At 67.8% G+C, this 13,050-nt stretch carries 11 protein-coding genes and 1 tRNA gene; 9 read left to right on the top strand and 3 right to left on the bottom strand.

What is annotated here, in order from left to right; translation table 11 throughout:
- Positions 1 to 27 precede the first annotated feature (27 nt).
- Positions 28 to 118 (top strand) — tRNA-Ser (locus tag GON09_RS16410).
- Between the two features lie 177 nt (positions 119 to 295).
- On the opposite strand, the gene GON09_RS16405 is transcribed toward GON09_RS16410, so the two are convergent.
- Positions 296 to 1,093: an SDR family oxidoreductase gene (locus GON09_RS16405; protein WP_213932709.1), complete on the bottom strand. Its 798-nt coding sequence runs from the start codon at positions 1,091 to 1,093 to the stop codon at positions 296 to 298.
- A gap of 60 nt (positions 1,094 to 1,153) precedes the next feature.
- Between GON09_RS16405 and GON09_RS16400 the strand changes: the two genes are divergently transcribed.
- Entirely contained in the window at positions 1,154 to 1,648 is a 495-nt protein-coding gene (locus tag GON09_RS16400) for a metallophosphoesterase family protein (RefSeq protein ID WP_213932708.1), read from the top strand.
- Between the two features lie 63 nt (positions 1,649 to 1,711).
- On the opposite strand, the gene GON09_RS16395 is transcribed toward GON09_RS16400, so the two are convergent.
- Positions 1,712 to 2,254 carry a TetR/AcrR family transcriptional regulator gene (locus tag GON09_RS16395; RefSeq protein WP_213932707.1) on the bottom strand — a complete coding sequence of 181 codons (543 nt, stop codon included), beginning with the start codon at positions 2,252 to 2,254 and terminating at the stop codon, positions 1,712 to 1,714.
- A 96-nt stretch (positions 2,255 to 2,350) separates the two neighbouring features.
- Between GON09_RS16395 and GON09_RS16390 the strand changes: the two genes are divergently transcribed.
- Together GON09_RS16390 and GON09_RS16385 are read left to right on the top strand one after the other, a co-directional pair.
- A complete protein-coding gene (locus GON09_RS16390; protein WP_213932706.1) occupies positions 2,351 to 3,895 on the top strand; it encodes an MFS transporter in 1,545 nt (514 codons plus the stop codon).
- A 9-nt stretch (positions 3,896 to 3,904) separates the two neighbouring features.
- Positions 3,905 to 4,591 (top strand): YceI family protein, encoded by a 687-nt coding sequence (locus tag GON09_RS16385; RefSeq protein WP_213932705.1) that lies wholly within the window; start codon positions 3,905 to 3,907, stop codon positions 4,589 to 4,591.
- Here the strand turns inward: GON09_RS16385 and GON09_RS16380 are convergent.
- The gene (locus tag GON09_RS16380) at positions 4,572 to 5,519 is read right to left on the bottom strand and encodes a sterol desaturase family protein (protein WP_213932704.1); all 948 of its coding nucleotides are present in this window, start codon (positions 5,517 to 5,519) and stop codon (positions 4,572 to 4,574) included. The genes GON09_RS16385 and GON09_RS16380 overlap by 20 nt on opposite strands.
- Positions 5,520 to 5,704: 185 nt before the next feature.
- On the opposite strand from GON09_RS16380, the gene GON09_RS16375 reads away from it, so the two are divergent.
- The 5 genes from GON09_RS16375 (at position 5,705) to GON09_RS16355 (ending at position 13,001) form a co-directional block, all read left to right on the top strand.
- Positions 5,705 to 6,169, top strand: a complete 465-nt coding sequence (locus GON09_RS16375; protein WP_213932703.1) for an RrF2 family transcriptional regulator — start codon at positions 5,705 to 5,707, stop codon at positions 6,167 to 6,169.
- A gap of 96 nt (positions 6,170 to 6,265) precedes the next feature.
- Complete coding sequence (locus tag GON09_RS16370) at positions 6,266 to 6,859, top strand: TetR family transcriptional regulator (protein WP_213932702.1); 594 nt, start codon at positions 6,266 to 6,268, stop codon at positions 6,857 to 6,859.
- Positions 6,860 to 6,957: 98 nt separating this feature from the next.
- Positions 6,958 to 9,294: an MMPL family transporter gene (locus GON09_RS16365; protein WP_213932701.1), complete on the top strand. Its 2,337-nt coding sequence runs from the start codon at positions 6,958 to 6,960 to the stop codon at positions 9,292 to 9,294.
- A 93-nt stretch (positions 9,295 to 9,387) separates the two neighbouring features.
- Entirely contained in the window at positions 9,388 to 11,115 is a 1,728-nt protein-coding gene (locus tag GON09_RS16360) for an ABC transporter ATP-binding protein (RefSeq protein ID WP_213932700.1), read from the top strand.
- Positions 11,112 to 13,001: an ABC transporter ATP-binding protein gene (locus GON09_RS16355; protein ID WP_213932699.1), complete on the top strand. Its 1,890-nt coding sequence runs from the start codon at positions 11,112 to 11,114 to the stop codon at positions 12,999 to 13,001. Before GON09_RS16360 ends, GON09_RS16355 begins: the two co-directional genes overlap by 4 nt.
- Positions 13,002 to 13,050: the final 49 nt, after the last annotated feature.

The following is a 13,050-nucleotide window of genomic DNA, read 5'->3' as shown; positions in this document are numbered from 1 at the left end:
GCGTCCGATCCGGTAAAGTCTTCTAGCGGTGGCGTGTCCGAGCGGCCTAAGGAGCACGCCTCGAAAGCGTGTGACGGGTAACCCCCGTCCGTGGGTTCAAATCCCACCGCCACCGCCAGAAGCCTCTCACCTGTTCAGGCAGGTGAGAGGCTTTTTCTTGTCTATGGATCCCGCCCATGGCTCCCGAACCTTTCGCTACTGCTTTCGCTATCCGCTGCGGCAAATCGCTGTAGCGGATAGCGAACTTGTTCGCGAATGGACATCCGGGAGTTAGCGGATAGGTGACCGGTCGTCGTCAGAGTTCGCGCCAACTCTCGTCGTTCATGTCGTGCCCGTGCGCGGCCATCAGCATGAGGCCGCCGTCGACGGGGATCGAACGGCCCGTCAGGTACGACGAACGAGGGGATGCGAGGAACGCGACGACGGACGCGACCTCGTTGACGTGCCCGGGCCGGCCGGTGGGATTGCCCGGTCGCTCCTCGTGGAAGGCCTCCGATTCGTCCATGCCGGTCATGGGCGTGGAGATCTCACCGGGAGCCACCGAGTTGACCGTGACGCCGTACCGGGCCCATTCCAGCGCGAGACATTGCGTGAGCATGCCGAGTCCGGCCTTCGCCGTGCAGTAGGCGGAGGCGCCGTAGCGGGGGATGTGCTCGTGGACGCTCGTGATGTTGACGATCCGGCCGCCCTTGCCGGAGTCGATCATGTGCCGGGCCGCGCGCTGCGAGCAGAGGAACGGGCCGTCGAGGTCGGTCGCGAGCATCTCCCGCCACCGTTCGAAGGACAGGTCGAGAACCTCGTCGCGATGCCCGGTGCCCGCGTTGTTGACCAGCACCCCGAGACCGCCCAGTTTCCCGGCGAGTTCGTCGATCACGTCGGCGGTGTCCGGGCTGGTCAGGTCCTGTCGGGCCACGAAACATCGCTGCCCGCGCTGTTCGACCGCGGCACGGGTGTCCTCGGCTCCGGTCTCGTCGGTGTGGAAGGTGATGCCGACGTCGAAACCCTCGGCGGCGAGCAGTTCGGCGGTCGCTTTACCCATGCCGGAGTCGGCGCCGGTGACGATGGCGAGTCTGTCGTGAGCTGGAGTGGTCATGCGTCGTGGTTACCCATGAGTGCCCACGGCACACTGCGAACCCACGGCAGACTGAGGACCATGCGTCTGTTGCTGCTTGCCGACACCCATGTGCCGACGCGGGCCCGCGACCTGCCGTCGCAGGTGTGGGACGAGGTGGATCGCGCGGACGTGGTGATCCACGCGGGCGACTGGATGGACGTTGCGCTGCTCGACGCGCTGGAGGAACGCTCGCAGCGGCTGGTCGCGTGCTGGGGCAACAACGACGGTCCGATCGTGCGGGAACGGTTGCCGGAGGTCGCGCGCGTCACCCTCGACGGTGTGCGCGTGGCAGTGGTGCACGAGACCGGAGCGTCGACGGGCCGCGACAAGCGGATGGCCGCGGCCTACCCCGACACCGACGTCCTCGTCTTCGGCCATTCGCACATTCCCTGGGACACGACGGCACCGAGTGGATTGCGTCTGCTCAACCCGGGTTCACCCACCGATCGACGTCGGCAGCCGCACTGCACCTACATGACCGCGACCATCGCGGACGGCACGCTGCGCGACGTCGAACTGCATCGGCTCGGGTGAGGGCGATCGAAGGGGAGGTTGTGTGCGTATTCTCGCGGACGGACGCACACAACCTCCCCGAAGTCAGTCGCTCGGGCCGATCAGTTTCCGTACGACGTCGAGGAGTTCGTCGACGTCCTCGGGGGGCGTCTCGCTCGTCTCGCCCGACATCGCGGCGCCGTAGTAGAGGCCGTCGCCGATGAGCATCACCGCTCGTGCCGCAGCGGGATCGGTGACCTCGTCGGACAGTGCCTCGAACCAGCCCTGGTGGATGCGGCGCAACGCCTGCTGGGCGCGCGGGTTCGCGGTCTGGCTCAGACGGGTCAGGGCGACGACGGCACGGTCGAGCGGAGTGTCGGCGAAGACCGAGGTGCGGATGTAATAGGTCGCCGGTCCTTCGGGAGCCGCGCGCATCAGTTCGGCGTCGTCGGCTGCGAGTGTCTCGAGGTGTTCGGCGAGAGCCTCGACGAGGGCGTCCTTGGACGGGAAGTGATAGAGCAGGCCACCTTTGGACACGTTCGCCGCCGCGGCGACGGCCTCGAGTGTCGCGGCGCGCTCGCCCTGCTCGAGCAGGATCGTCACGAAGGCGTCGAGGAGTTTGGCGCGGGCGGCGGGGGCGGGGGGCACGGCCCGATCGTACGACGTCGTTACTGTACCGTCCAGCTGGTACAGTAACGAGGGTTCGAATCCCCCTCGCGAAAGTCGATAACCGTGGCGACATCTGTGCCTGTTTCGGAACCCACCGTGACGAAGGCGGCTGCCCGGGACTGGGTCGCCCTCGCGGTACTGATGCTTCCGGTGCTGCTCGTGTCGGTCGACAACACCGTCCTGGCCTTCGCGCTGCCCGGGATCTCCTCCGCGCTGCAGCCCACCGCTGCGCAACAGTTGTGGATCATCGACATCTACCCGCTGGTGCTCGCAGGTCTGCTGGTGGCGATGGGCAGCCTCGGCGACCGCATCGGGCGACGCCGCCTGTTGCTCATCGGCGCGACCGGATTCGCCGCCGTCTCGGTCGCTGCGGCCTACGCACCTTCCGCGGAACTGCTCGTGACCGCCCGCGGTGCACTCGGCTTCTTCGGGGCCATGCTCATGCCCTCCACATTGTCGTTGCTGCGCAACATCTTCCTCGATGCCACCCAGCGCCGTCTCGCCATCGCGATCTGGGCCTCGTGTTTCGCGGCGGGCGCTGCACTCGGGCCGATCGTGGGCGGATTCCTGCTCGAACATGCCTGGTGGGGCTCGGTGTTCCTGCTGGCCGTGCCGGTGCTGATCCCGCTGCTGGTGCTCGCGCCGATCTTCGTCCCCGAGTCGAAGGATCCGAATCCGGGCCGCATCGACGTCGTGAGCATCGCGCTGTCGCTGCTGGCCCTCGCGCCGATCGTCTTCGCGATCAAGAAGATTGCCGACAGCGGCCTCGGTGCCGTCGCCGGCGTTCCGGCCGTGGTCGGTGTGGTCGCGCTCGTTGCGTTCGTGCGCCGGCAGTTGCGGCGCCCGAATCCCATGCTCGATGTCCGCCTGTTCCGTGTTCCCACCTTCTCCGGCGCTGTCGCGGTGAACCTGCTGTCCGTCGTCTCCCTCGTGGGCTTCCTGTTCTTCGTGTCCCAGCATCTGCAATTGGTGATCGGACAGAGCCCCATGCAGGCCGGCCTGAGTCTGGTTCCGGGCCTGGCGGTGATGGTCGTCGCCGGGATGTCGGTGGTCGCGATCGTGCGGTGGGTGCGGCCGTCGTCGATCATCGTCTCGGCGCTCCTGCTGTCGGCGATCGGCTACGCGCTGGTCTTCCTGCTCGCCTCACCGTCGGCGCTCACACCGATCATCGTCGCGTTCGCGGTCCTCGGCGCGGGTATCGGTGCGGCGGAGACGTTGTCGAACGACCTCATCGTGTCGAGCGTCCCGCCCGCGAAGGCCGGTGCCGCGTCGGCGGTGTCGGAGACGGCCTACGAGATGGGTGCCGTGCTCGGTACCGCGATCCTCGGTTCGGTGCTTTCTGCGTCCTACACCGCGCACCTCGTGCTCCCTGCCGGGTTGAGCGCGGAGCAGGCGGATGCCGCCCGGGAGACGCTCGGCGGCGCCCATGCCGTGGCCGAGAGTCTGCCCGCCGACCGGGCCGACGCGCTGCTCGCCGCAGCCGGATCGGCGTTCGACAGCGGCGTCACGATCACCTCCGGGATCGGAGTGGCGCTCATGATCGCCTCTGCCGCAATCGCGTGGCTCACCCTGCGGCCGCGCCGTGACGTAACACTCCACGCGGAATCCGACATCGTTTAAATTTGCAGGATGCGGAAACTGGTGTGGGCCCTCGTCGCCGTCGTGGTCGTGGCGCTTCTCGGCTTCTTCGTCGCGCCATGGGTATACGGGACGTTCATCGCCGAGGACGACGCACCTGCCGCGTCCGTCTCGACCGAGGGCGCCGAAGCCGCGACCGGCGAGCTCGACGGTGAGTGGACCGTCGTCGAAGGCGTCGAACCCAACCGCACCGCCGCGGGCTACACCGTGCACGAGATCCTGCGCGGCGCCGACGTCACCGTGGTGGGCAGCACCGATCAGGTCTCCGGTTCGGCGACCGTCACCGACGGCACCCTCGACGCTGCGGAGGTCGTCGTGCAGGTGGACGGCATCACTACCGACAGCGGTCAGCGCGACGGCCAGTTCCGCACCCGGGTGATGGATACCGCCACCCACCCGACGGCGACGTTCACGCTCACCGAGCCCGTGGATCTCTCGTCCGTGCCCGACGACGGCAGCATCGGGTCCGTGACCGCGACCGGCACGCTCACCCTGCGCGGTGCGGAACGGCCCGTGACCGTCGACGTCGACGTCCTGCGTACGGGCGAGCGCCTCGTGGCGTCGGGGAGCATCCCTACCACCTGGTCGGACTACGGCGTCGAACCGCCGAACCTCGGATTCGTGACGGTCGACGACGCGGGCAGCGTCGACTTCCTCGTCACGCTCGAGCAGAACTGACGGTCTCGGTCTCCTCCGCGCGGGTCGGCCGCGGCGCCCAGCCCGGCGGCCCGAAGACGTAGCCGAGCTTGTCGCGGAGCTTGCCTGCCGTGCGCCAGTCGCGGGCGATCGCCCGGTACTCGTGCGTCTGCAGATCCCAGATGTTGTACGTACCGACCGGCTTGGTCAGGCCGTAGGTCGGGCGGTGTTCCTCGGCCTTGAAGGTGCCGAACATCCGATCCCAGACGATGAGGATGCCGGCGTAGTTGCGGTCGAGGTAGTCGGGATCGGAGCCGTGGTGGACCCGGTGGTGCGAAGGCGTGTTGAACACGAACTCGATCGGTCGCGGGAGCCTGCCGACCCGCTCGGTGTGCACGAAGAACTGGTAGACGAGGCTGACGGAGAAGCCGACGAAGACCATCCACGGCGGGATGCCGATCAGGGGCAGGGGCAGCCACATGATGATCTCGCCGCTGTTGTTCCACTTCTGGCGCAGGGCAGTCGCGTAGTTGAAGTACTCGCTCGAGTGATGCGCCTGATGGGTCGCCCAGACCAGGCGGACGCGATGGGCCATCCGGTGGTACCAGTACCAGAGGACGTCGATGCCGACGAGCAGGATCACCCACGTGTACCAGGCGTCGGCGGGCAGGTGCCACGGGGCGACGTAGACCCACAGGGCCGCATATCCGACGAGCGCGAGGACCTTCCAGGCGGCACTCGTGACGATGGAGACCAGGCCCATCGAGATGCTCGCGCGCGCGTCCCGCTTCTCGTAGCCGCCGCGCGGGGGACGGGTGCGTCCGTCGGGTCCGGGTTCGACGCGTTCGAGGGTGCGCGCGGCCACCCACTCGAGGATCAGGAAGGTGAGGAAGGCGGGAATCGCCAGAGTCACCGGATCGTGGAGGGGGTCGAGCAGCGACCCCCACGATTCCTGCAGGGTTTCCCACATCGCAACGACCTCCGATAACTGTGAACAACCGTCCACATTACCGCTGCTGTGGCGTGGATCACCAGAGGCATGGACCGGTGACCGGTACCCGCACGATTCCGGGCGGTTCGGTATTGCTGGTAGGAATTGACCGTCCCCGTCGAGACGGGCACGTCGATGACATCGGACAGCGCGAGAGGCATGAGATGCACATCACCGCGAGGGTCGACTACGCCGTGCGGACCCTCCTCGAACTCGCGGCGATCGAGGACGGTCGCCTGGCGAAGGCTGAGACCCTCGCGACGGCGCAGAACATTCCGCACAAGTTCCTCGAGGCCGTGCTCGCCGACCTGCGGCGCGGCGGGCTGGTGAACAGCCGGCGGGGACCCGAGGGCGGCTACTGGCTCGCGCGACCCGCGACCGAGATCTCCGTCGCCGACATCATCCGCACGGTCGAGGGTCCGCTGGCATCGGTGCGCGGTGAGCGACCCGAGGACGTCGTCTACACCGGGGCCGCGGAGCGCTTGCAGGACGTGTGGATCGCGGTGCGCGTGAACCTGCGAGCCGTGCTCGAGGAGGTGTCGCTCGCGGACGTCGTCACAGGAGACCTCCCCGGTTTCGTGGAGGATCTCACAACGGATCCGGGTGCCTGGGAGCGCCGACGGGTATGAAACCCGCGAGAGATCACGATCGAGTGTGGTCGATGTCATAAGTTTGCACGAATCTGCAAACTTACAGACCTCTGCAATTTCGGTACCTTGGATGGAGTGACCATCACTCCCGGGCTGCGCGACCGCAAGAAGGCAGCCACTCGCGCGGCTCTGGCGACCGCCGCGGCCGAGCTGGCACGAGAACACGGTCTGCACGCCGTGACGGCCGACGCGATCGCAGCGCGTGCCGGTGTCTCGACCCGGACCTTCCACAACTATTTCCCGAGCAAGGAAGACGCGGTCCTCGCGTACCTCGAGACCAGGGTCGAGGAGTGGATCGATCTGCTGCGCGATCGCCCCGCCGACGAAGACATCATGGATTCGCTGCTCATCGTGGCTCTGGACGTCGTCCGGAACGCCGATTGGCCGTTCGACGAGATCGTCGCGTGCATCACCCTGCTCGAGGAGAGCAACGTGCTGCTGTCCCGGCAGATCGAGGTCGAGCGCCGCTCCTCGCAGCTGCTCGTCGAGATCATCGCCGAGCGCACCGGCACCGACCCCGCGTCGGATCTGTACCCCTCGCTGCTGAACTACGCGGCCATGGGCGCCGTGCGGGCGGCTATGGAGACACACATGACGGGGACGACCGAGCGGTCGGTCGAGGACCTCATCCGCGACGCGTTCGACCAGCTCCGCCGCGGCTTCCCGTAGCTCTGTCCGACAGCCCTGCCCGGCAGCGCCGCCGACAGCCGTACCCGACTCCCACCATCCGATACCACCAGGATCTTCCGACATAGAAGGGGTGCCCCGTGGCGACCTACCTGTACCGGCTGGGCAAGTTCGCCCACAGACGGAAGGGCGCAGTGCTGTCCTTCTGGATCGCGCTGCTCGTCCTCTTCGGGGTCGGTGCGGCAACTCTGTCCGGGCCCACCACAGATGCGTTCACGCTTCCGGGCACCCCCGCGCAGAAGACCCAGGACCTCATGGCCGAGCGGTTCCCCTCCGCCGAGGACCCGATGAACGGGCTCAGCGCGCGTTACGTCTTCGCGGCACCCGACGGGCAGACGCTCGACGAGCCCGGCAACCTGGCCGCCGTCGACGAGGTCCTCGCCGCGATCCGCGACATCGACCGGGTCTCGCCGCCCGCGAAGGTGGACCCCGCCACCGCGGCTCCGGAGGAGCAGGCCGGCGTCCTGGTCAACCCGGTCCTCGCCGACGCCGGTCTCGTCGAACAGATGAAGGCGGTCGCCGCGCAGCAGGGCACCCCCGAAGAGGCTGCGCTGTCCGACGCCCAGGCCCTGTCGCCGCTGAGCGCCGACCGCACCGTCGGCTTCGTCACTGTCCCGTTCGAGGGCGAGATCACCGACGTCGACCAGGCGATGCGCGACCAGATCGCTGCCGCCGCCGAGCTCGGCCGCGACGCCGGTCTGACCGTGGAGGTCAGTGGTACGGCCGCCGCCGAGATGGGCATGCCCGGTGGCACCGCCGAGCTCATCGGCATCGGTATCGCCGCGATCGTGCTCACCCTCACCTTCGGTTCGCTCGTCGCCGCCGGACTTCCGCTGATCACTGCGCTCGTCGGCGTCGGCATCGGCAGCCTCGGCATCACCATCGCCACCGGCTTCGCCGATCTCAGCTCGATGACTCCGACGCTGGCGGTCATGATCGGTCTCGCCGTGGCGATCGACTACTCGCTGTTCATCGTGTCCCGTTTCCGGCACGAACTCACTGTCACCTCCGATCGCGCCGAGGCCGCCGGACGAGCCGTGGGCACCGCCGGTTCCGCGGTCGTCTTCGCCGGCCTGACGGTCATCATCGCCCTCATGGCGCTGAGCGTCGTCGGCATCCCGTTCCTGTCGGTCATGGGTTACGCCGCCGCGTTCACGGTGCTCATGGCCGTGCTCATCGCCGTGTCGCTGCTGCCCGCCGTGCTCGGACTGTTCGGTGAGAAGGTCTTCGCCGGCCGCGTCCCGTTCCTGAACAAGCGTGAGTCCGACGAGGACACGCCCAAGGCGGGCGCCAAGTTCGTCGGCCTGATCACGCGCCGCCCGGCGATCCCGCTGATCGCCGGTGTGGTTGTTCTCGGCGCGCTCGCGCTGCCCGCCACCGGACTGAACCTCGCGCTGCCGTCGGAGGGCACCTCCGATCCGGCCACCAGCGCCCGTAAGGCCTACGACCTGGTGGACGAGGGATTCGGTCCCGGACGCAACGGCCCGTTGGTCGTCGTCGTCGACGGCCAGGACGCCGAGGTGGAGGCTCCGGTCGCATTCGGTGCCGTCGTCGGGTCGCTCTACGAGCACGACGAGGTCGTCAACGCACAGATCGTCGCGGTGAACGAGACGGGCGACACCGCCCAGATCCTGGTCACCCCGCGTAGCGGCCCCACGGATCCCGCGACGATGGATCTCGTCCAGAGCATCCGCGACGGGGAAGCGGAGCTGAACGAGGAATTCGGCCTGTCCTACGGCGTGACCGGTCAGACCGCGCTCGAGGGCGACGTCTCCGACAGCCTCCAGAGCGCTCTCGTCCCGTACCTCGCCGTGGTCGTCGGCCTCGCCTTCATCCTGCTGATGCTGGTGTTCCGCTCGATCCTGGTTCCGCTCACCGCGACCCTGGGCTTCCTGCTCAGCGTTCTGGCTACCTTCGGCGCCACCGTCGCGGTGTTCCAGGAGGGCTGGGGCGGCCTGATCTCCAACCCGCAGCCCATCGTGAGCTTCATGCCGATCATCCTCATCGGTGTCGTCTTCGGTCTCGCGATGGACTACCAGGTGTTCCTGGTGACGCGTATGCGCGAGGACTACGTGCACGGCGCGAGCGCACTGGACGCGGTCCGCAGCGGTTTCGCGCACGGCGCGCGTGTGGTGAGCGCCGCGGCGATCATCATGATCTCGGTGTTCGCGGCGTTCATCGCCGAGCCGGACTCGCTGATCAAGTCGATCGGTTTCGCGCTCGCGGCTGCGGTCTTCTTCGACGCCTTCATCGTCCGCATGGTCATCATCCCGTCGGTGATGGCACTGCTCGGCGACAAGGCGTGGTGGCTGCCGAAGTGGCTCGACAAGATTCTTCCCAACGTCGACGTCGAGGGTGAGAAGCTCACCCGTGAACTCGGCGCCACCGAGTCCACCCCGGAATCCGCACGAGTGTGACGAACCACCGGGCGGCCGCGTACCCGAAGTGGTGCGTGGCCGCCCGTCCGTCCGTGAAGATCGTCGCAGGGAGGCGCAGGTAGCGTAATGCGCATGTTGCTACGGCTGTTGCGCCGCTTCATGGCGCCCTACCGGGGTGCCCTCGCGGGAGTCGTACTCCTGCAGCTGATCGCCACCGGGGGCATGTTGCTGCTCCCGAGTCTCAACGCCGACATCATCGACAACGGCGTGGCGACCGGGGACATCGACTACATCGTGCGAACCGGTCTGCTGATGCTCGGCATCAGCGCCGTCGAGATCGCCGCCGCGATCGGTGCCGTCTACTTCGCGGCGCGCGCCGCGATGGGCTTCGGCCGTGACGTGCGACTCGCGCTGATCCGCAGGGTCGGGCAGTTCTCGGCGCGCGAGTTCGGGACGTTCGGCGCCCCGTCGCTCATCACCCGCAACACCAACGACGTGCAACAGGTCCAGATGCTCGTGCTCATGACCTGCACCATCGTCGTGACCTCCCCGATCATGGGAATCGGCGGTGTGATCATGGCGATCCGCCAGGATCCCGGCACCTCGCTGGTCCTGGTCGTCGCCGTTCCGGTGCTGATCTTCACGATGGTCACGCTCATCGCCCTCATGCTTCCCGGCTTCCGGGTCATGCAGAAACGAATCGACTCGGTGAACCGGGTGCTGCGCGAGCAGATCACCGGTATCCGGGTGATCCGGGCGTTCGTGCGCGACGAGACCGAGAAGGCCCGTTTCGACGGCACCAACGACGACCTCACAGCTACCGCCCTGCGCGTCGGGCGCGTGAACTCCGTGCTGTACCCCGCGGTGCTGCTGATCTCGAACGTGAGCACCGTGGCCGTGCTCTGGGTCGGCGCCCACCGCATCGACGCCGGTGCGATGCAGGTCGGCTCCATCACCGCGATGATCACCTACATCGCCCAGATCCTCATGGCCGTGCTCATGACGTCGTTCGTCGCGATCATGGCGCCACGCGCCACGGTGTGCGCCGAACGCATCCTCGACGTCCTCGACACGGAACCGACGGTCGCGTCGCCCGCCGAACCCGTCCGCGAACTCCCGTCCCGCGTCACCCTCGAACTGCGCGGCGCCGGCTTCTCCTATCCGGGCGCCGACGCCCCCGTGCTGAGCGGGGTGTCGTTCCGCGCCGATCCCGGTTCCACGACCGCGATCATCGGCGGCACCGGCTCGGGCAAGAGCACGCTGATGCGGCTCGTGCCGCGGCTGATCGACGTCACCGCCGGGCAGGTGCTCGTCGCGGGTGTCGACGTCCGGGCGCTCGACACCACCGTGCTGCGCTCTCGCATCGCCGTGGTTCCGCAGAAGGCGTACCTGTTCTCCGGCACCATCGCCGACAACCTCCGGTACGGGCGCGCCGACGCCACCGACGACGAACTGTGGCACGCCCTCGAGGTCGCGCAGGCCGCGGACTTCGTCCACAAGAGCGAGGACGGGCTGAACACGGTCCTGGCCCAGGGCGGCACGACCGTCTCCGGCGGCCAGCGGCAGCGACTCGCGATCGCCCGCGCCCTCGTCCGCCGGCCCTCCATCTACCTGTTCGACGACGCCTTCTCCGCCCTCGACCCGGCAACCGACGCCCGGCTGCGGGCCGCACTCGAACCCGAGACGCGCGACGCATGCGTGCTCATCGTCGCGCAGCGGGTCTCCACGGTGCAGGACGCCGATCGCATCGTCGTCCTCGACAACGGCCTCATGGTCGATTCCGGGACGCATCTGGGACTGCTCGGCCGGTGCCGGACGTACTCGGAGATCGTCGAGTCGCAGAGGATGGCCACGGTATGACGACTCCGGAAGCCGCTGCGCCGTCGCGTGTGCGCACCATCAGCCGGGTGCTCGGTCTGCTCCACCCGCACCGCTATGCCGTCTATTCGGTCCTGCTCTCCGCCCTCCTCGGCGTCGTGAGCATGTCGGTGGCGCCCTTCGTGCTCGGCCGCGGCACCGACGTCATCTTCGACGGGGTGGTGGGCATGCAGCTCCCCGCCGGTCAGTCCAAGGAGGAGGCCGTCGCCGGTCTGCGCGCCGACGGACGCGACCAGTTCGCCGACATGGTCTCGGGGATGGACGTGGTGCCCGGGCTCGGCATCGACTTCCCGGCCCTCGGCCGGATCCTCGTCATCGTGCTCGCGCTGTACCTGCTCTCGTCCGGCCTGATCTGGGTCGCCGCCTACGGTCTCAACGAGATCGTGCAGCGCGTCGTGCGCGACATGCGGTCGCGGGTCGAACGGAAGATCCACCGGTTGCCGCTTCGCTATTTCGACACGCATTCGCGCGGCGACCTGCTCAGCCGCGTCACCAACGACATCGACAACGTCTCTGCGGGCATGCAGGAATCCATCTCCCAGCTCGTCCTCGCGGTCCTGACCCTGCTCGGCCTCGTCGTGATGATGCTGTACATCTCGCCGATGCTCGCGGTGGTCGCGATCCTGACCGTCCCGGCGTCGGTGGTGGCGACGGCGATCATCGCGGGTCGCTCGCGCAAGCACTTCGCCGCGCAGTGGGAGACGACCGGCAAGCTCAACGGGCAGATCGAGGAAGCCTTCACCGGACACGAGCTCATCACCGCCTACGACCGGACGGGGGAGGTGCAGCGGCGCTTCACCGACACCAACGAATCGCTGTACCAGGCCTCCTATCGTGCGCAGTTCGTGTCCGGGCTGGTGATGCCGTTCGTGACCTTCCTCGGCAACATCGGTTACGTCGTCATCGCTGTGCTCGGTGGTCTGCGGATCGCGTCGGGCACTGCGACGCTCGGTGAGATCCAGGCGATGATCCAGTACTCGCGTCAGCTCGTGCAGCCGCTCGCGCAGATCGGCGCGATGGTCAACCTGCTGCAGTCGGCATCCGCGTCGGCCGAGCGGGTATTCGCGGTGCTCGACGAACCGGAGGAGGAACCGGAGGTCGCGGCGCCGACGATGCCGTGGAGCCGGCACGGGCTCGTCGAGTTCGAGAACGTCGCGTTCTCGTACACCCCAGACCGGCCGCTCATCGAGAACCTGTCGCTGCGGGCCGAGCCGGGCCAGATGATCGCGATCGTCGGGCCCACGGGCGCCGGCAAGACCACCCTCATCAACCTGATCCTGCGGTTCTACGAGGTCGACGCGGGCCGGATCCTCGTCGACGGCGTGGACATCCGCTCGATGTCCCGCGACGAGCTGCGCTCGCGCATCGGCATCGTTCTGCAGGACACCTGGCTGTTCGGTGGCACCATCCGCGAGAACATCGCCTACGGCAATCCGTACGCCACCGAGAATCAGATCATGTCGGCGGCCCGGATGAGCTACGTCGACCGGTTCGTGCGGGCCCTGCCCGACGGCTACGACACCGTCATCGACGAGGAGAACGACGGCAACCTCAGCGCCGGTGAGCGTCAGCTCATCACGATCGCGCGGGCGTTCGTGTCCAAGCCCTCGATCCTCATCCTCGACGAGGCGACGAGTTCCGTCGACACCCGCACCGAACTGCTCGTCCAGCAGGCCACCGCGCGGTTGCGCGACGACCGCACCAGTTTCGTCATCGCCCACCGCCTGTCGACCATCCGCAACGCCGACCGCATCGTGGTCATGGAGGACGGACGGATCGTCGAGCAAGGCACGCACGAGGGGCTGCTCGAAGCGGCCGGTGCGTACGCGAGGCTGTACGACGCGCAGTTCAAGGCACTCGTGGAGTGAACGCGGGAGACTTCGGCGCGGCCTGATACAAACCGTTCCGTCCTCGCGG

The organism is Rhodococcus sp. B50 (assembly GCF_013602415.1).
Lineage (GTDB): Bacteria > Actinomycetota > Actinomycetes > Mycobacteriales > Mycobacteriaceae > Rhodococcus.
The sequence above is the reverse complement of the archived record's forward strand: the minus strand, read 5'-3'. Positions and strand labels throughout refer to the sequence as shown.